Source organism: Lentzea indica (assembly GCF_012184385.1).
GTDB classification, from domain to species: domain Bacteria; phylum Actinomycetota; class Actinomycetes; order Mycobacteriales; family Pseudonocardiaceae; genus Lentzea; species Lentzea indica.
Genome location: NZ_VSRL01000177.1, coordinates 1 through 18,473 on the forward strand (window position 1 = coordinate 1; position 18,473 = coordinate 18,473).

18 protein-coding genes are annotated in these 18,473 nt (G+C 69.6%); 13 read left to right on the forward strand and 5 right to left on the reverse strand.

Annotation, left to right across the window (positions count from 1 at the left end; translation table 11 throughout):
• The first annotated feature begins 241 nt into the window (after positions 1–241).
• On the forward strand, positions 242–748 hold the full coding sequence (locus FXN61_RS34350) for a hypothetical protein (RefSeq protein ID WP_167978113.1): 507 nt from the start codon (positions 242–244) through the stop codon (positions 746–748).
• A 15-nt stretch (positions 749–763) separates the two neighbouring features.
• Here the strand turns inward: FXN61_RS34350 and FXN61_RS34355 are convergent, their stop codons facing one another.
• Positions 764–1,528 carry an alpha/beta fold hydrolase gene (locus tag FXN61_RS34355; RefSeq protein ID WP_167978114.1) on the reverse strand — a complete coding sequence of 255 codons (765 nt, stop codon included), beginning with the start codon at positions 1,526–1,528 and terminating at the stop codon, positions 764–766.
• A gap of 224 nt (positions 1,529–1,752) precedes the next feature.
• Positions 1,753–2,289 (reverse strand): TetR/AcrR family transcriptional regulator, encoded by a 537-nt coding sequence (locus FXN61_RS34360; protein WP_167978115.1) that lies wholly within the window; start codon positions 2,287–2,289, stop codon positions 1,753–1,755.
• A gap of 85 nt (positions 2,290–2,374) precedes the next feature.
• Between FXN61_RS34360 and FXN61_RS34365 the strand changes: the two genes are divergently transcribed.
• Positions 2,375–3,589 (forward strand): FAD-dependent monooxygenase, encoded by a 1,215-nt coding sequence (locus tag FXN61_RS34365; protein WP_167978116.1) that lies wholly within the window; start codon positions 2,375–2,377, stop codon positions 3,587–3,589.
• A gap of 24 nt (positions 3,590–3,613) precedes the next feature.
• Here the strand turns inward: FXN61_RS34365 and FXN61_RS34370 are convergent, their stop codons facing one another.
• Positions 3,614–5,272 (reverse strand): M14 family metallopeptidase, encoded by a 1,659-nt coding sequence (locus FXN61_RS34370; RefSeq protein ID WP_167978117.1) that lies wholly within the window; start codon positions 5,270–5,272, stop codon positions 3,614–3,616.
• A 104-nt stretch (positions 5,273–5,376) separates the two neighbouring features.
• Between FXN61_RS34370 and FXN61_RS34375 the strand changes: the two genes are divergently transcribed.
• From FXN61_RS34375 to FXN61_RS34400, 6 genes are all read left to right on the forward strand, one after another.
• Positions 5,377–6,099, forward strand: a complete 723-nt coding sequence (locus tag FXN61_RS34375) for a class I SAM-dependent methyltransferase (protein WP_167978118.1) — start codon at positions 5,377–5,379, stop codon at positions 6,097–6,099.
• Positions 6,100–6,112: 13 nt separating this feature from the next.
• Positions 6,113–6,703, forward strand: coding sequence for a DinB family protein (locus FXN61_RS34380; protein ID WP_312878205.1), 591 nt, complete (start codon positions 6,113–6,115; stop codon positions 6,701–6,703).
• A gap of 5 nt (positions 6,704–6,708) precedes the next feature.
• The gene (locus FXN61_RS34385; RefSeq protein WP_167978119.1) at positions 6,709–7,296 is read left to right on the forward strand and encodes a DinB family protein; all 588 of its coding nucleotides are present in this window, start codon (positions 6,709–6,711) and stop codon (positions 7,294–7,296) included.
• 78 nt (positions 7,297–7,374) lie between these two features.
• Positions 7,375–7,950: a pyridoxamine 5'-phosphate oxidase family protein gene (locus FXN61_RS34390; protein WP_167978120.1), complete on the forward strand. Its 576-nt coding sequence runs from the start codon at positions 7,375–7,377 to the stop codon at positions 7,948–7,950.
• A 115-nt stretch (positions 7,951–8,065) separates the two neighbouring features.
• Positions 8,066–8,575, forward strand: coding sequence for a pyridoxamine 5'-phosphate oxidase family protein (locus tag FXN61_RS34395; protein WP_167978121.1), 510 nt, complete (start codon positions 8,066–8,068; stop codon positions 8,573–8,575).
• Positions 8,576–8,794: 219 nt separating this feature from the next.
• Positions 8,795–10,186, forward strand: coding sequence for an FAD-dependent monooxygenase (locus FXN61_RS34400; protein ID WP_312878206.1), 1,392 nt, complete (start codon positions 8,795–8,797; stop codon positions 10,184–10,186).
• Between the two features lie 16 nt (positions 10,187–10,202).
• On the opposite strand, the gene FXN61_RS34405 is transcribed toward FXN61_RS34400, so the two are convergent.
• Together FXN61_RS34405 and FXN61_RS34410 are read right to left on the reverse strand one after the other, a co-directional pair.
• Positions 10,203–11,489, reverse strand: coding sequence for a M20/M25/M40 family metallo-hydrolase (locus FXN61_RS34405; RefSeq protein WP_167978122.1), 1,287 nt, complete (start codon positions 11,487–11,489; stop codon positions 10,203–10,205).
• Between the two features lie 58 nt (positions 11,490–11,547).
• Positions 11,548–12,375, reverse strand: a complete 828-nt coding sequence (locus FXN61_RS34410; protein ID WP_312878207.1) for a M55 family metallopeptidase — start codon at positions 12,373–12,375, stop codon at positions 11,548–11,550.
• Positions 12,376–12,420: 45 nt separating this feature from the next.
• On the opposite strand from FXN61_RS34410, the gene FXN61_RS34415 reads away from it, so the two are divergent.
• Genes FXN61_RS34415 through FXN61_RS34435 form a run of 5 tightly spaced genes read left to right on the forward strand, consistent with a single transcriptional unit; the run spans position 12,421 to position 18,431 of the window.
• Positions 12,421–14,178: an ABC transporter substrate-binding protein gene (locus tag FXN61_RS34415; protein ID WP_312878208.1), complete on the forward strand. Its 1,758-nt coding sequence runs from the start codon at positions 12,421–12,423 to the stop codon at positions 14,176–14,178.
• A complete protein-coding gene (locus FXN61_RS34420) occupies positions 14,179–15,129 on the forward strand; it encodes an ABC transporter permease (protein WP_312878209.1) in 951 nt (316 codons plus the stop codon).
• Positions 15,126–15,953: an ABC transporter permease gene (locus tag FXN61_RS34425; protein WP_167978124.1), complete on the forward strand. Its 828-nt coding sequence runs from the start codon at positions 15,126–15,128 to the stop codon at positions 15,951–15,953. The genes FXN61_RS34420 and FXN61_RS34425 overlap by 4 nt, the downstream gene beginning before the upstream one ends.
• An 8-nt stretch (positions 15,954–15,961) precedes the next feature.
• Positions 15,962–17,497 carry a nickel ABC transporter ATP-binding protein NikE gene (nikE, locus tag FXN61_RS34430; protein ID WP_167978125.1) on the forward strand — a complete coding sequence of 512 codons (1,536 nt, stop codon included), beginning with the start codon at positions 15,962–15,964 and terminating at the stop codon, positions 17,495–17,497.
• Between the two features lies 1 nt (position 17,498).
• Complete coding sequence (locus tag FXN61_RS34435) at positions 17,499–18,431, forward strand: hypothetical protein (protein ID WP_167978126.1); 933 nt, start codon at positions 17,499–17,501, stop codon at positions 18,429–18,431.
• Positions 18,432–18,473 lie beyond the last annotated feature (42 nt).

Sequence of the window (18,473 nt, forward strand, 5' to 3'; positions counted from 1 at the left end):
CCGGGCAGACCGGCACCCGCGTCGTCCCGCCGATGTTCCGCATGATGTACCTGCCCGGCGACCAGGACCGGCGCATCACCGAGGCACGGGACGCGCTCATCACCGGCTGCATGGCCGCGCACGGCCACGTCTACTCCGTGCAGGCCGACGACACCACCGAGGACGAGCGCTCGCCGCGCTGCGGCCGTTCGGGCTGGAGTCGCTCGAGAACCTCACGACCGGACCAGCGCCCGCCGAGCCCGTGCACGGCGAGGATTACGCGCGCCTGCTGTTCGGCGACCCCGGCCAGCGCGTGCAGGCACACGGCGAACGGCTGGGAATGTCGTTACCCGCCAACGGCTGTCAGGCCGACGCCGAACACCGCCTGCTCGCCGACCAGCGGCAGCGGTCGTTGGAGCTGCGGCTGCGGATCTACGACGGTGAACGCGACGCACGAGAGCAGCTCGACCACGACCCGGCCTTCATCGCTGCCACCGAACGGTGGAGCCAGTGCGTCAAGAGGTTCGGTGTCGGCGCCCGGACTCCGGGCGACCTGCTGAGCGCGCTGCCCGGCGACACCGATCTGGCCACCGACCCGGCGGTGCGCGCGGACGTGCGCTGCAAGCGGGAGACCGGTTATCTGGACACGGCGTACGCGCGTCTTGCCGTGTGCCAGCAGAACTGGCTGGACGCACACGCGGACCTGGTGGCCGAGTGGCTCGCGCTCAGGCAACGGCAGCACACCGCTGCGCTGCAGGTGCTCGGGTGACCAGTGCTCGGGTGACTAGACCGACAACCGCTGCTGGGCGACCGCGCGGGCGAAGCCCTCGACGTTGTCGATCATGATGTTGTGGCCGGTGTTCGGGACGGAGACGACCTGGACACCGGCGGCGGCGAGCTCGCGTCCCCCGCGGGGCGGTGCGTCCTCGGGGTGCAGGAAGACGCGCGGGATCTCCAGTTCCAGCAACAGCTTGCGCATCGTCGGCGACGTGCCGCGGACGAGGTCGACGGCGCTGCGGTAGAGGGCTTCGCGGCCGGCCATGCGCATGGTGGCCGCCCAGTGGGGGCCGACGTCGCGCAGCACGCGCTCGTAGCCGTGGCTGAGGAAGTCCGCCTCACCGTAGGCGGCGATGCCCCGGCTGCCGGGGGCGCCGAGTGCGGGCGTGGCGGGGTCGACGTGGGGGTCGACGAGGACGAGCGAGCGCACCATCTCGGGGTGGCGCGCGGCGAGCACGATGGCGACGGCGCCGCCCATGCTGTGGCCGATGATCTCGCTGCGCCGCAGGCCGATCTTGGCCAGCGCCACCGCGAGGGCGTCGGCGTGGCCTTCGAGCGAGTAGGCGAATCCGGTCGGGCGGTCGCTGATGCCGAACCCGAGCATGTCCATCATGAGGCTGCGGCGGCCGGCCAGCAGCGGGTGCGCGACGGCCTCGGCGTAGTAGGGCGCCGACGACGCTCCGAGTCCGTGCAGGTAGACGCGGGCGGGCGTGGCACCAGGCACTTCGACCCAGCGGATCCGGACCCCAGGTCTGATCTCGACGGCGCGCATGTCTCTCCAGGCGGTGATTCGGTTTCCGGACCCTACCTCGCGTTCGCGTGAAGTGAGACCGGTTTCGAGAGTCGGTTCTCACCTGGTGATCACGACGGTGTGGCTGAATCCTATGGCGGCGTGCGGTGGGTGTGATTGCGTTCTCTCACACAGCCGCGGCTGGCGGGAGGCAGCGGTTCACCGCGTGATGGTCGCCTACGCGGGTGTTGTGCGGCAGAGGCCGATCAGCCGATCCCGAGAGCGGCACGCGCGGCCGTGACGGTGGCGGCGCGCAGCTCGTCGACGGGCGCGTCGGGGAACTGCATGGTGCAGTCCTGCATTCCGCCGAACGCCAGCACCGCGCGTGCTTCCTGCTCGAGGGTCGGGGAGGGTCCGAACACGAGCTGCGTGAGCCGGGCGCGCCAGGACAGGACCATGTCGACGAGGCCGAGTTCGGCGAGCGTGGTCATCTCGGTGAGCAGCAGCAGGATGCCGGCGCGGTGGCGGTGGTTGAAGTCGAAGAAGCCCTCGAGCAGTTCGAGGAGCGGCACGTCGGCTCGTTCCTCCATGCGCGCCATGAACTCCTCGCCGTCGTCGAGCAACGGCGTGACGATGCTGCGGACCAGGTCCTCGCGTGAGGTGAAGTGGTAGTAGAGCGCGGGTTTGGTGATGCCGAGGCGGTCGGCGATCTCCTGCAGGCTGGTCTGCTGCACGCCCTTGGTGGCGAACAGCTCCCGTGCGGTCTGCAGGATCCGCTGCTTGGTGTCGGACGGTCTGGCCACGAACCGAATCTTACTTAACAGTCGGTAAGCCCACGTGTAGGCTCGCGCCAGGGGACTTACCGACCGTTAAGTAAGGGGGTTTGACGTGCGAGTTCTCATCTCTGGCGCCAGCATCGCTGGTCCGGTGCTCGCCTACTGGCTCACCCGGTACGGGCACGAGGTGACGGTGGTGGAGCGGTCGCCGGTGCTGCGCAAGACGGGTGGGCACGCGGTCGACCTGTTCAAGCCGGCGATGGACATCTCCGAACGCATGGGTGTGCTGCCGCGCATCGAGTCGCTGGCCACCGGGACGGAGCGGCTGACGTTCTTGCGCGAAGGTACGCGCAAGCCGATCAGCGGGGACGCGACGAAGATCTTCGCGGCGGCGTCGGACCGGCACGTCGAGGTGATGCGTGACGATCTGAGTGAGATCTACTACAACGCCGCCCGCAACGACGTCGAGTACATGTTCGGCGATTCGATCACGTCGATCGGCCCGGACGGCGAGGTGACGTTCGAGGTGAACGCGCCGCGGCGGTTCGACCTGGTGATCGGGGCCGACGGGTTGCACTCGAACGTGCGGCGGCTGGTGTTCGGTGAGGTCGCGAAGACGTTCGCGGGTTTGTACCTGGCGGTGTTGTCGGTGCCGCGCGATCTGGGTGTCGCAGGTGCCATGGCCGGGCACATCGGGCCGGGGCGCAGTGCGCAGGTGTACGGGGCGCGGCATCTCGACGACGCGCGGGCGGTGTTCCTGTTCCGCAGCGAGCAGGAGCTCGACTACCACCACCGCGACGTCGGGCGGCAGAAGCAGCTGCTGCGTGAGGCGTTCGCGGGCCTGCACCCCGAGGTCGACGACTGGCTCACCTACCTGGACGGTGATCGGGTGTTCTACTTCGACTCGATCACGCAGCTGCAGGAGGACACGTGGTCACGCGGGCGGGTCGCGCTGGTCGGCGACGCGGCCTACTGCCCTGGCCCGGCGATCGGCGGCAGCACGAGCCTCGCGGTGCTGGGCGCGTACGTGCTGGCCGGCGAGTTGTCGGTGGACACCGATCACGAGGCGGCGTTCGCGCGCTACGAGAGTGAGATGCAGGATCTGGTGCACGCGAGCAGGAAGTTCGCGCTCGGTGTCGCCAAGACGCTGATCCCGCGGACCCGGCTGGGTGTCACGGCGCTCGTGCGAGGGATGCAGGTGGTCACGTCGTTGCCGTCGTGGATGGTGCGGCCGCTGGCCAAGCTCAACTCGAACGGCGTGAGGCTGCACGACTCGATGCCGGTGAAGGACTACACGCGTCAGGGCGCCGGTACACCGGCGCCCTGACGTCACAGCATCCGTGCTACGCGGTCAGAACTGCAGGCTCCACTTGTCGAGGAACCCGGTGTCCTGGGCGGCGTTGTCGTTCACCCGCAGCTGCCAGCCGCCGTTGGCGACCTCGCTGGAGGCGTTGACGGTGTAGGTGGTGTTGATGTTGTCCGTGCCGCCGCCGGCGCGGTTGTGCAGGACGTAGACGGTGCCGTCCGGGGCGACCAGCTCGACGCGCAGGTCGCCCTGGTAGGTGTGCTTGATGTCCACGGCGACCTTGAGCGTCGACGGGGCGTTGCCCGTCACCTCGGCCACGGTGATCGGGGAGTTGATCGTGGTGTTGTCCCTGATCTGGAAGTCCGTGGCGTTCTCGAAGTACTTGCCGGGCAGCGGCGGGGTGCCGCCGCAGTACTGCGCTTCCTTGCCGATGGCCTCGTACGGGCAGTCGGCGCGTTCCAGCAGCTGCAGCACGGCCTCCTTGTTGCGGGAGGTCTGCGCCGGGATCACCTCGTCGGGCGGGTAGAAACCGCCACCGCCGGAGCTGCCGGGGTACATCTCGAAGGTGTAGGCGAAGACGCCCTGCGAACCCCACAGCCAGTCCGGGATGGTCCCGTCGGTGATGTAGAGGTCACTGGACTGCTCGGGCGTGTAGTTGTTGGTCGCCGCCATCTGCTGGCCGATGGTGCGGAACGTGTCGTGCTGGTCCTGGGTCAGGCCCGGCGCGACGTCGTCGTAGGTCCAGCCCCACGGCCACAGGATGAGCTCGCTGTAGGTGTGGAAGTCGATGGCAGCGGTGATCTGCTGCTTGCCGCCGACGTTGCGGCCGCGCACGAAGTCGGCCACGACCTTGACCTCGGGCGCGGACTCCGCGCTCGGCCCGCGGTAGGTCTCACTGCCGGTGCTGCCCGACGAACCGCCGCAGCAGCCCCACTTGTAGTTCCAGTTGCGGTTGAGGTCGGTGCCGACGTTGCTGGAGCCGGCGTTGGGCTGCCGGTTCTTGCGCCAGGACCGGTAGGTGCCGGTGGCGATGTCGTACTCGCCGCCGTCGGGGTTGACGTCGGGGATGATCCAGACCTCGCGGGTGTCGAGCAGGCCCTTGATCCGCGCGTCGCTCGCGTACTGCGAGGTGAACTGGTTGATCAGGTACAGCGCCATCTCGACGGTGAGGTGCTCACGGGCGTGCTGGTGGTGCGTGAACAGCACCTCCGGCTCGTTCTCGTCGGTGGTGACGTTGTCGCTGATCTTGAGCGCGATGATGTCGCGGTTCTCGTAGGACTTCCCGATGACCTGCTTGGAGATCAGGTTCGGGTGCGCCGCGACGACCTGGTTGATCTCGGCCATCATCTCGGCGTAGTTGTGGTAGTTCGAGTCCGCGGCGGGGAAGTCGAACGGACCGATCTCCGCGCCCGCGTCCATCCGCTTGGGCAGCTCGACGACCTCGAAGCCCTGGGCCTTGAGGTTGCGGACCTCCCGCTCGGTCGCGGTGATCACGACGATGCCGTGCTCCTCGACCGAGTCGATCGCGGCACCGGACTTGGCGAGCTTGGTGCGCTGCTCAGCGGTGCGGACGCCGCTGACCTGGTAGTTCGTCGACGTTTCCTGAGCTGATGGGGCCGCGCCGGTGGGCACGCCTCCCATCGCGAACACGACGCTCGCGGCGACGGTGACCCCGATCAGGGGTCTGAGATGAGTCTTTCGCATGCAGGGCAACCCTTTCGGACCACGGCAGGGACATGGCTCCGCCAAGTGAAGTCCGTGTCAAGGCTCACTGTCATCCCGCCATCCGTATGGGGTTATGTAGATGCATGCATCGCTACGGCGCTGTCGAGGCCGCCTCGTACCGAGTGGCCCGCGAGATCTCGTTGACGGGGTTGTCGTCGTGGCGGGACGCGGTGGCGCCGTACTTCCTGCCCGGCCGCACCGTGCTGGACCTGGGGGCGGGGACCGGGTTGTTCGTGCGGGCCTTCGCCGAGTGGTTCCCGGACGTGACCGTGGTGGCGGTCGAACCGTCGCCGGACATGAGGTCGGCTTCGGGGCTCGCGATGCTGGCCGGGGACGCGGCGTCGATTCCGTTGCCGGACGCGTCGGTGGACGTGGTGTGGATGTCCACGGTGGTGCATCACGTCCCGGATCTGGCCGCTGCGGGGGCGGAGTTGCGGCGGGTGCTGCGTCCGGGCGGTGTGGTGGTGTTGCGGTCGTTGTTCCGGGAGCGGCATGAGGGGATCGGGTTGTTCCGGTTCTTCCCCGCTGCGGTGCGGGGTGTGGCCGGGTTTCCCACCGTTGCCGAGGTCGCGGACGGGATGGGGTTCGCGGTGGACCGGCTGGAGGCGGTTGCGCAGGTGACCGCGTCGTCGTTGGCGGACAAGGCGTCGAGGTTGCGGTGGGAGGCGGACACGTTGCTGCGTTCGCTGTCGGCTGAGGAGTTCGCCGAGGGCGGGGACCGGCTGCTGCGGGCCGCGGCTGTGGAGACCGGACCGGTTGTCGATCATCTGGACCTGCTGGTGCTCAAAACTGTCGGTGCTGTCTGAGACGCTGCTTCTCGTGGATGAGAAAGCACTGCTGCACCGGTATCTGAACGCGGCTCGTTCGGTGTTGCTGTGGAAGCTCGAGGGGTTGTCGGAGTACGACGTGCGGCGTCCGTTGACTCCGACCGGCACGAACCTGCTGGGGCTGGTCAAACACGCGGCCGGGGTGGAGCTGAACTACTTCGGCCGCGTGTTCGGCAGGCCGTTCCCCGAGCCTCCGCTGTGGTCGACGGCGCAGGCGTCACCGGCCTCGGACATGTACGCCATGCTCGAGGAGTCGCGAGAGTCCGTGGTGGACTTCTACGCGCGGGTGCGGTCGTTCGCCGACGAGACGATCGCGGCCTTACCCCTGGACGCGCCGGGCGTGGTGACGTGGTGGTCGGAGGCCCGTCGCGACGTCACGCTGCGGCAGATCCTGGTGCAGGTGTCGATCGAGCTGCACCGCCACGCCGGGCACGCCGACGTGGTGCGCGAGCTGATCGACGGCGCGGTCGGCATGCAGGACGGCAACTCGAACATGCCGTCGGTCCCGGAATCCTGGTGGGCAGAGCACCACGCCCGGTTGGAGGAAATCGCGGTCGCCTCGGCGCGGGCTCTGCAAGGCTGACCGGCATGGCCTCAGATCCGAAGACCGACCTGCACCGCTACCTGAAGACGGCCAGGCAGACCGTTCTCTGGAAGCTCGAGGGGTTGTCGGAGTACGACGTGCGGCGGCCGCTGACCCCGACAGCCACGAACCTGCTGGGCCTGGTCAAGCACCTCGCGACCTGCGAGCAGGAGTACTTCGGCGCCTGCATGGGCCGCCCGTTCGGCGAGACGCTGCCGTGGCTCAAGGAGATCGACAACGGCGACCCGAACGCGGACATGTTCGCCACCGCCGACGAGTCGCGTGAGGACATTCTGTCGTTGTACGCCCGCGTGACGGAGTTCGCCGACACCGTGATCTCCGAGCTGCCGCTGGACGCGCCCGGCGTGGTGCCGTGGTGGTCGGAGGAGCGCAAGTACGTGACGTTGCACCTGCTGCTGGTGCACATGATCGCGGAGACGAACCGGCACGCCGGGCACGCGGACATCCTGCGCGAGGGCCTCGACGGTGAGGCAGGGCTGCGGGAGGGCGGGACGAACCTGCCCGAGCAGGACTGGGCGGCGTACCGGGAGCGGGTGGAGAAGGCGGCGCGGGAGGCGGCGGACAGGGCGTGAGCCACGCGACCCGGTGGCTCGTTCAGCACCTGGGAATCACGGCTGACAGGGTCGGCGAAGCCAACAATACTGCTGATCATGGGTAAGGAATACGAGCGCATCGAGCCGCGGCTGTGGGAGTTCATCGAGAACCAGAAGATCTTCTTCGTGGCCAGCGCTCCGCTGACCGGTGACGGTCACGTCAACCTGTCGCCCAAGGGCCGGCAGGGCACGCTGCGCATCCTCGACGACCGCACGGTGGCCTACCTCGACTTCGGCGGCAGCCACGCCGAGACCATCGCGCACCTGCGGGAGAACGGCCGCATCACGTTGATGTGGTGCGCTTTCGAGGGTCCGCCGACGGTCCTGCGCCTGCACGGTCGTGGCGAGCCGGTGTTCCGCGACGACCCGCGCTTCGAGGAGCTGGCCGCGGGTTTCGGTGAGGCGGACGGGCCGGCGTTGCGGGCGGTGATCGTGGTGAGGGCCGAGCTGATCAGCGACTCGTGCGGGTTCGCGGTGCCGTTCATGGACTACCGCTCGGAACGCGAGCTGCACGCGGACTACTTCGGCCGCAAGAGCGACGAGGAGTTCCGCGAGTACACCGGGAAGAAGCCCTACAACATCGAGAGCCTCGACGGGCTCCCTGCCGTTCCGCTGCCGTTGCCGCCGCGCTGAGCTGTCTTCGCTGAGCTGTCTTCGCTGAGCTGTCTTCGCTGAGAAATCTTCGCTGGGGATGTCGAGATCGTCGTGCGTGCTCCGTCCCAGGGGCACAACGACGAAGGAGACGGCAATGCGGACCAACGAGATCACCGAGGTGCTGAACCGGCCGCTGAGCAAGGAGCTGCTGGCACGTGACCTGACGCGGCTGGCCTACGTCGCCAAGGACGGCACGCCGCGCACCATCCCGATCGCGTTCACCTGGAACGGCCGGCACATCGTCATGTGCACGTCGATGAACGCCCCGAAGCTGCACTCGTTGCGCGCGAACCCGGCGGTGGCGCTGACGATCGACACCGAGGTGCACCCGCCCAAGATCCTGCTGATCCGCGGCACGGCGGAGCTGGACGCGGTCGACGGCATCCCGGACGAGTACCTGCAGATGAACGGCAGCTACGAGATGACGGCGCAGCAGCGGGTGGAGTGGGAGCGCGAGGTCCGCTCGCTGTACGACGGCATGGTCCGGATCGTGGTGACGCCGACGTGGGCGAAGCTGATCGACTTCGAGACGACGCTGCCCAGCGCGGTCGAGGAGCTGGTGCGGCAGCGTGCCGAGCGGTCAGCCGGCCAGATGAACGGGTAGGCGCCTCGCTGTTCTTCGCGCACAGCCGGGTGAGCGTCGTGTGCGCGCGTGCCAGCGCCGGATGCGCGCCGTGCCAGTGGCCGGCGGAAGTCTTGCCCTGTCGCCGAAATCCGGCGGCAGGAGGGGATTTCTCATGCATGACGTGGTGATCGTGGGTGCGGGGCCCCGGTCGGCCTTTTCCTGGCCTGTGAGCTCGGCCTCGCCGGCTGCTCGGTACTGGTGCTCGAACGCGAGCAGGAGCCGGGTTCACCGTGGCGGGTGGAACCGCTCGGCATGCGGGGTCTGTTCGGCGCGTCGGTGCAGGCGTTGCACCGGCGTGGGTTGCTGGAGCCGTTGCACGAGGTTCCTGACACCGACCAGCCGCTGCGGCCGCGCGGCGTGGGCCACTTCGCCGGCATGATGCTCGATCCGGCCGACGTCGACGTCGACGCCCTGCCGTTCCGGCTGCCGAGCCCGGTGCCCGAGATGGTGATGACGAGCCTCGCCGCGGTGGAGGCGGTGCTGGCGGAGCGGGTCGTGAAGCTCGGGGTGGAGATCAGGCGCGGCGTCACGGCGCGCGCCGTCGCCCAGGACGACGAGACCGTGGTCGTCGGTGATGGCGAGCGCGAGTACGCGGCGCGCTGGGTCGTCGGCTGCGACGGCGGACGCAGTGCGGTGCGCAAGCTCGCGGGCTTCGACTTCGTCGGCACCGAACCGCAGTTCACCGGCTACCAGATGCTGGCCACCTTCGCCGATCCCGAGCAGCTGGCCGTCGGGTTCACCCTCACGGCAACGGGCATGTACCTGCGGATGCCCGGGGAAAGGCGCATCGGCGTGATGGACTTCGACGGCGGTGCGTTCGACCGCTCGCAGCCGCCGACCCGAGAGCACCTCCAGGCCGTGCTGCGCCGGGTGTCCGGCACCGATGTGACGGTGACCGACGTCCAGCACGCATCGAGCTTCACCGACCGCGCGATGCAGACGACGACCTACCGCAGCGGCCGGGTCCTGCTCGCCGGCGACGCCGCGCACATCATGTCCCCGCTCGGCGGCCAAGGACTCAACACCGGTATCGGCGACGCCGTGAACCTGGGCTGGAAGCTCGCCACGACCGTGCACGGCACCGCACCGGCCGGGCTGCTCGACACCTACACCCGCGAACGCCACCCGGTCGGCGCGGCGGCGCTCGACTGGACGCGCGCCCAAGTGGCCGTCATGCGCCCGGACCCGCATTCCCAGGCCAGTCAGAGGATGCTGCGCGACCTGCTCGGCACCCGCGACGGCACGACCTACGTGTTCCAGAAGGTCTCCGGCGCGGCGATCCGCCACGACCTCGGCAGCGACCATCCGCTGGTCGGCCGCACCGCCCCCGACTTCCGGTTCGAGGACGGCACCCGGCTCAGCGACCTCATGCAGAACGGCCGCGGCGCCGCGCTGGACTTCACCGCCGTCCTGGGCGACTCCGCTGCCCGCTGGGAGAACCAGCTCCGGTACGCCACCGGTCCCGCGACGGACGACCTCGGGCTCGGCGCCGTGCTCGTCCGCCCCGACGGCGTCGTCGCGTGGACAGGTGCCGACCGGCGGGAGTTCGAGCAGGCCGCCCTCCGGTGGTTCGGCACCCCGCAGGGCTAGTGCGCCAGCGTTCCGGTCACGCCATCAGGAAGCGGTCCAGCACCCGGACACCGAACTCGAGGCCCGCGACGGGAACGCGTTCGTCCACGCCGTGGGCCATCGCGCGGTAGTCGAACCCGGTGGGCAGCCGCAGCGGCGAGAAGCCGTAGCAGTGGATGCCGAGCTGGCTGAACGCCTTGGCGTCGGTGCCGCCGCCCAGGCAGTACGGCACGACAGCGGCCGCGGGGTCCTCGTCGCGCAGTGCCTCGGCCATCGCGGCGAACCACGGCGTGTCGGTCGGCGCTTCGACCGGGGGCTGGTGCTCGAGGAACTCGCGGGTCACGCCGTCTTCGAGCAACGAGTCGATGGTGGCGACGAGCTCGTCGACGGTGCCGGGCAACGTGCGGACGTCGAGCTGCGCGGTCGCGGTGCCGGGGATGACGTTGACCTTGTACCCGGCCTGCACCATCGTCGGCGTGGTGGAGCAGCGCACGGTGTTCTCCACCAGCTTCGCCGCGGGCCCGAGGCGGGCGATGGTGCCGTCGACGTCGTCGAGGTCGACCTCCACCCCCAACGCCTTGCCGGCGCCGACGAGGAACGCCTCGACCGTCGGGGTGAGCCGGACCGGGTGCTCGTGTGCGGCGAGGCGCGCGAGTGTGGTGACCAGCGCGGTCACGGCGTTCTGCGAGTTGCGGCGCGACCCGTGCCCTGCCCTGCCGACGGCGGTGAGCCTCATGTGCGAGGTGCCGCGCTCCGCCGTGCCGATCGGGTACAGCCGCACCCCGTCGACGTCGTAGGAGAACCCGCCGGACTCGCTGATCGCGGCCTCGACGCCGGCGAAGTGGGCGGCGTGGTGGTCGACGAGCCAGTGCGCGCCGTGGACGCCCTGGTCTTCCTCGTCGGCGACGAACGCCAGCACGACGTCACGGCGCGGCCGGCGGCCTTCGACGTGCCAGCGGTTGATCACGGCCAGCGTCATCGCGGCCATGTCCTTCATGTCCACGGCGCCACGGCCGCACACGAACCCGTCGCGGATCTCCCCGGCGAACGGGTCGAAGCTCCACTCGGCGGGGTCGGCGGGCACGACGTCGAGGTGCGACTGGACCAGCACGGCGGGCAGCGACGGGTCGGTGCCGTGGACGCGCGCGAGGACGTTGGTGCGCCGCGGTGCCGGTTCGAGCAACGTGGGCGGCACGCCGTTGTCGTGCAGGACCGCGGCCACGTGCTCGGCTGCCTCGCGTTCTCCGGCGGAGTCACCGCCGCCGCGGTTGGTCGTGTCGAAGCGAATGAGCTGCGCGCACAGCTGCGCCACGTCCAGCGACATGAACCCCACCGTATCCGCACGGGTCACGTGGAATGGTGACGGCCCTGTTGCCGGACGGTCAGCCGTAGATGCCTTCGATCGCTCCGGCGGCGACGTGCGTGACGACCTTGAACGCTTTCATCGCCTCGGTCATCGACACGGCGTCGAACCCGACGCGGCGCACCCCGATCAGCTCCACGGTCGGCACTACCGCGGCGGCCTCGGCCAGGTGCGTGGCGTCGAACTCGACCTCGATCCGGTGTGCCGACACCGCACCGCCGGTCCGCCCGGCGGAGGTCATCGCGGCGGTGGCGGCGTCTGTGATCTGTGAAAAAGCCACGGCGGGTGGCAGGCACACGGCGGCATACCGTGACACGCACTCCTTGACGGCGACCAGCCCGGCGGAGGGTGCGTAGTCGGCGGCGTCGGCACAGGTCAGGTCGTCGCCGGTGACCAGGAGCACGGGCACTCCGTGCTCGGCGGCCAGCGCGGCGTTGAGTCGGCCTTCTGAGGCGAGCACGCCGTCGAGCCACACGCCGGTGATGGAGTTCTCCAGGTAGGTGTGCGCGAGCACGCCTCGGGAGCCCGCGCCGGTGTGGTAGCCGAGGAAGACGACACCGTCCACATCGGAGTCGACGCCCTGCATCATCGACAGCGGTTTGTGCCGGCCGGTGAGCAGGCGTGCCGAGGTGTGGAGGTCTTCGAGCAGGAGGTTGCGTTGCGAGGAGTGGGCTTCGTTGACGATTACCTGTTCTGCTCCGCCTGCAACCAAACCTGTGACGCACGCGTTGACGTCTCCTGTGAAGAGGCGCCGAAACCGTTGCCATTGCTCAGTACCGGGGACGACGTCCCCGGTCCAGGTGACTCCGGTAGCGCCTTCCATGTCCGCCGAGATCATGATCCGCACATCTCGGTAACGTAGCGGTGGGCTGCTGGGGAAGAGGGGTTTTTCGTGCGGGTGAAGTTGTGCGCGTTGCTTGCAATAGCAACGACAGTGGGGCTGGCGGCACCTCCTGCAACGGCTCAGGGGCCGGTGATCCTGAAGGTCGCGATCGTGCAGCAGATCGACTCGATGAACCCGTTCCTGGCGGTGTTCCAGTCGAGCACCGAGGTCGGCCGGTTGATGTACGACTACCTGACGGCGTACGCGGCCGACGACCAGACGGTGACCGAGGGCATCGCGAACAGATGGGAGCCCTCGGCCGACAAGCTCACGTGGACGTTCACGGTCCCGGAGGGCAAGAAGTGGTCCGACGGGCAGCCGATCACGGCGCGGGACGTCGCGTTCACCTACAACCTGATGCTGACCGACGAGGTCGCGCGGACCGCGAACGGCAGCTTCGTCACCAACTTCGAGTCCGTCACCGCGACCGACGACCGGACCGTGGTGATCAAGACGAAGGCACCGCAGGTGACGATGCTGGCGCTGGACATCCCGATCGTGCCGAAGCACGTGTGGGAGAAGGTCACCAGCATCAAGGACTACGCCAACGACCAGATGCCGGTCGTCGGCTCCGGCCCGTTCGTGCTGACCGAGCACGTGGCAGGGCAGTTCATCAAGCTCAAGGCCAACAAGAACTACTGGCGCGGCGCGGCGAAGTACGACGAGCTGCACTTCGTGTACTTCCAGAACTCCGACGCCGCGGTGCAGGCGCTGGGCAAGGGAGAGGTCGACCTGATCAACCGGATGGCGCCGGCCCAGTTCGACTCGCTGGCGGGCAAGGACGGCGTCACGCGCAACAAGGCGCAGGGGCGTCGCTTCACCGAGCTGCTGATCAACCCCGGCGCGCAGACCAGGACCGGTGAGCCGATCGGTGACGGCAGCCCCGCGCTCAAGGACGTGCGGGTGCGGCGGGCGATCGCGCAGGCCGTCGACCTCGACGCACTGGTGCAGCGGGTCAACCTCGGCTATGCGGAGAAGGGCGCGGGCCTGGTGCCGCCGGTGTTCACGAAGTGGCACTGGCAGCCCAGCGCCTCCGAGCTGCGCAAGTTCGACCCGGCCGCCGCCAACGCCGCTCTCGACGCCGCCGGTTTTCCGCGCAAGGCCGACGGCACGCGGTTCGGGCTGCGGCTGGTGGGGCGCGCAGGGCGGGCGTACGACGAGCAGGCCAGCGAGTACCTCAAGCGGTCGATGAGCGACATCGGCATCCCGCTGGACGTGCGGCTGGTGTCGGACAACCAGCTCAACGAGGTCACGACCGCGGCGACCTACGACCTGGCGTTCTCGGGCTGGGCGACGAACGTGGACCCGGACTTCATCCTCGGTCTGCACACGTGCGGGCAGCGGCCGGGCGCCGACGGCAAGGGCGGCACCACGGACGCCTACTTCTGCGACCAGACCTACGACCGGCTCTACGCGCAGCAGCTCTCGGAGTTCGACGAGGGCAAGCGCGTGGAGATCGTGAAGCAGATGCAGGCCCGGTTCTACGACCAGGTGCCCGCGGTCGTGCTCGCCTACGACAACGCGCTGGAGGGCTACCGGTCCGACCACTTCGCCAGGTTCACGACGCAGCCGGCGCAGGGCGGCGTGATCATGGCGCAGAACGGCATGTGGGGCTACTACGGTGCCGAGCCCGCCCAGCGCGCCGCGCAGGCGACCGGCAGCAGGTGGCCGGTGATCGCGATCGGCGGCGCGGCGCTGGTCGTGCTGGTGCTGGCCGGGGTGGTGCTGGCTCGCCGGCGACAGGCCACGGCCGGGGAGCGCGAGTAGGTGCGCCTCGCCGGTCGGCTCGGTGGCGCCGCGGTCAGTCTGGTGATGGTGGCGGTGCTGGGTTTCTTCCTGTTCAGGGTGGTGCCCGGTGATCCCGTCGTCTCCATGACGCGCGGCCGGCCGACGACGGCGGCGATGCAGGCCGAACTGCGTGCGCAGTTCGGCCTGGACCGTCCGCTGCACGAGCAGTTCTGGAGCTACTTCACCTCGCTGCTTCGGGGTGATCTGGGCACGTCGTTCACGTTCCGCCGTCCCGTGGCGGAGGTGATCGCCGAACGCCTGGGCCCGACGTTGCTGCTGGTCGGTACGGCGACGGTGATCGCGGTCGGGCTCGGGCTGTGGCTCGGGGTGCGGGCGGCGTGGCGGCGTGACTCGGCGTTCGACAGGGCCACGACGGGGGTGTCGCTGACGTTGTGGGCGGTGCCGACGTTCTGGCTCGGCATGCTGCTGATGATGGTGACGGGGGATCTGTTCCCGTCGCGGGGCATGCGCGACACCGACACGGCACCGGACTTCGTCTCGCAGGCGCTGGACGTCGGGCATCACCTGGTGCTGCCGTCGATCACGCTGGTGGCGGTGGTGTGCGCGGAGTACGTGCTGGTGATGCGGTCGTCGTTGCTGGAGGAGATGCATGCCCCGTACCTGGTGACGGCGCGGGCGAAGGGCCTGCGCGACGACCTGGTGCGCCGCCGCCACGCCGTCCCGAACGCCGTGCTGCCCGCGATCACGCTGGTGTTCCTGCGGTTCGGGCTCGTGGTCGCCGGCGCGATCACGACGGAGACGGTGTTCTCGTGGCCGGGGCTCGGGCTGCTGTTCTACGACGCGCTGACCGGGCCGGACTACTTTCTGCTGCAGGGGCTGCTGGTCGTGACGGCGGGCGCGGTCGTGGTGATGAACCTGCTGGCCGACCTGCTGCACGGGGTGCTGGATCCACGGGTGAAGGTCGTATGAACAGGCTCACCGGTTTCAGCAGAGCGGGCATGGCCGGCGCCGCGATCCTCGTGGTCGCGGCCTTGGTCGCGCTCATCGCACCGTTGCTGATTTCCGCGGACGCCCTGGACGTCACGCGGGTGACCGCGGCGCCGTGGCAGACACCGGGAGCGCAGCACTGGCTGGGCACCGACCACACCGGACGCTCGGTCGCGCTGCTGGTGGTGCAGGGCGCGGGAACGTCGTTGTTCGTCGGGCTGACGGCGGCGGTGCTCTCGGTCGGCATCGGCACGCTCGTCGGGATCGTGAGCGGTCACTTCGGCGGCCTGGTGGCGGGCGCGTTGCTGCGGGTCACCGACTTCTTCCTGGTACTGCCCGCGTTGGTGCTGGCGATCGCGCTGTCGACGGTGCTGCCGCGTGGCCTGGGCACGATCGTGCTCGCGATCGGCCTGACCAGCTGGCCGTCGACGGCGCGGATGGTGCGGGCGCAGACGCTGACGATCGAGGCTCGCCCGTTCGTGGAACGCGCGCGGGCGCTCGGCGGCGGCCACGGGCACGTCATCGGCAGGCACGTGTTGCCGTCTGTGGTGCCGTTGGTGCTGGTCAACACGACGCTGGCGGTGGCGTCGTCGATCGTGGCGGAGTCGACGCTGGCGTTTCTGGGGCTGGGTGATCCGACGCGGATCTCGTGGGGCGCGATGCTGCACCAGGCCCAGCTGCACGGCGCGGTGCCGCAGCGGGCGTGGTGGTTCCTGCTGCCGCCGGGTCTCGCGATCGTGGTGGTGGTGCTGGCGTTCACGCTCGTCGGGCGTGCCCTCGAAGCCGTCGTGACGCCGAAGAGGTGACCCCGGAAGTGACGAACCCAGTGCTGGAGCTGAAGAAGCTCACCGTCCACTACGGACACAAGCGCGTCGTCGACGACGTGAGTCTCACGCTCGCTCCCGGTCAGACCCTCGGCCTGGCCGGCGAGTCCGGGTCGGGCAAGTCGACCGTCGCCATGTCGGTGCTGCGGTTGCTGCCCAGGACCGCGCGGGTGGACGGCGAGATCCTGCTCGACGGGCACGACGTGCAGACGATGTCGTGGGGCACGTTGCGGGCGGTGCGGTGGGCGTCGGCGTCGATCGTGTTCCAGGGCGCGATGCACTCGCTCAACCCCGTGCGGCGCGTCGGTGACCAGATCGCCGAGCCGATGCGCCTGCACGGCACCCCTGGGCGGGTCACGGAGCTGCTGGAGCAGGTGGAGCTGCCGCTGGAGAAGGCGAGGGCGTATCCGCACGAGCTCTCAGGCGGGCAGAGGCAGCGGGTGATGATCGCGATGGCGCTGGCGTGCGGGCCGCGCCTGGTCATCGCGGACGAGCCGACGACGGCGCTGGACGTGGTCGTGCAGGCCCAGGTGCTGACGGTGATGAAACGCCTGGTCGCCGAGCAGGACCTCGGGTTGCTGATGATCAGCCACGACCTGTCGGTGCTGGCCGAGACGTGTGACGACCTGGCGGTGATGCACCGCGGTGCACTGGTCGAGCGCGGCTGCACGCGGGAGGTGATCGCGAACCCCCGGCATCCGCACACGGCGGCGCTGACGGCGGCGTTCCCGGTGATCGGGGATCCGGCGCACCGGTGGGCGGAGCCGGCGGCGGCGCCCGAGCCGTTGCTCGAGGTGCGGGACCTGGTGGTGGACTACGGTCGGACGCGCGCGGTCGACGGCGTGGACCTGACCATCGGGCAGGGCGAGATCGTGGCGCTGGTCGGGCAGTCCGGCTCCGGCAAAACGACACTCGCTCGTACCATAATGGGGCTCCGGAAACCGTCCTCCGGTCGGGTGATCTTCGACGGTGCTGCGGTGCCGCTGAAGGGCAGGGCGCTCAAGGCGTTCCGGCGGCAGGTGCAGCTCGTTCTGCAGGACCCGGCGAGTGCGCTCAACCCGCGGCACAAAGTGCTCGACGCGGTGGCGGAGGGACTGCGCGTCCATCGCATTCCCGGCGACGAGGAGTCGCTGGTCACGGCCGCTGTCGAACGTGCGGAGCTCCGCCCGGCGAACCTCTACCTGGACTCCCTGCCGCACGAGCTGTCCGGGGGTCAGCAGCAGCGGGTGGTGATCGCCGGCGCACTGGTGCTGCAGCCCCGTCTGCTGGTGGCTGACGAGCCCGTCGCGTCGCTGGACGCCTCGGTGCGCGGGGAGATCGTGGCGCTGCTGCTCCGGTTGCGGCGTGAGCTGGGCCTTGCTTCATTGATCATCACGCACGACCTCGGACTGGCGTGGCAGATCGCCGATCGGGTCGCGGTGATGCATCAGGGGAAGATCGTGGAACAAGGCTCGGTGGAACAAGTGCTGCTCAACCCGTCACACGACTACACGCGCGCGTTGCTGCGCGCGGTGCCTCAGGTCTGACGTGATCCCGATCGAACACGCCCGTCTCCGGGCCTCGCTGACGCCTGCCGAGATCGGGCGCGGCGGGGCCGACGGCTGGGTGGACGTCGCCGACATCCCGACGCTGGCGTGGCTGGCGTGGAACGACCTGGGCTGCCCGCCGGGAGTGCTGGGCGAGCTCGCGGAGGCCACGGACCCGGAGCACGTGCTGGCGCTGTGCCGGATCCTGGCCTCGACCTCACGCGCGGACACCGCGGCGGTGTGGCGGTATCTGGCCGCCGACTGGGAACGCACCGGCGAGCGTTCTGACGGCAGGCAGCGTTTCCTGCTGGATCGGGCGATGCGGGGTGAGGGCATGGACTGGCGCAACTACTCCGCGCTGATGGGCACCGACCGCCCGGAGGAGGTCGACGCGGCGTTCGACCGCGGCGAGGACATGGTCGGGGTGTCGTTGATCGGCTTGGCCATGTCGTACCCGGACCCGTGGGTGACGCTGCGACGCGTCGCACGCGCGTTGGACCACAACCGCATCGAGGTCCGTCAGCACGGCGCGACGGCGTTGGCGCACGTGGTGCGGATCCACGGGGTGGTGTCGCGGGAGTGCCTGGAGGTGCTGCGCCGGCATCCCAACGAGGCGGCCGAGGACGATCTGTGGACGTTCATCGCGCACCGCCGGCTGCCGGCGTGGTTGTGGTGGCGGCGGATCAAGTCCCGCCCAGGGCGGCGAGTTCCGCGCGGACGGCGTTCTCGGTTACGAGGTTGCGCTGTCCCACGGCCCGCCGCAGTGCCTCGTCGAGATGCTCGCGGGCCTGGCCGAGATCGCCTTCGGCCCTCGCGATGCGGCCGCGTTCCAGGGCGATGTGACAGCGCATCTCGTCCGGGCCGTACCAGCCGCCGGGTGTCAGCTGCCACGCCTTGTCGCATTCGGCGCGGGCGGTGGCGTGGTCGCCGGTGAGGCGCGCGAGCTCGGCCAGGCCGAGGTGACCGCCCGCCTGCA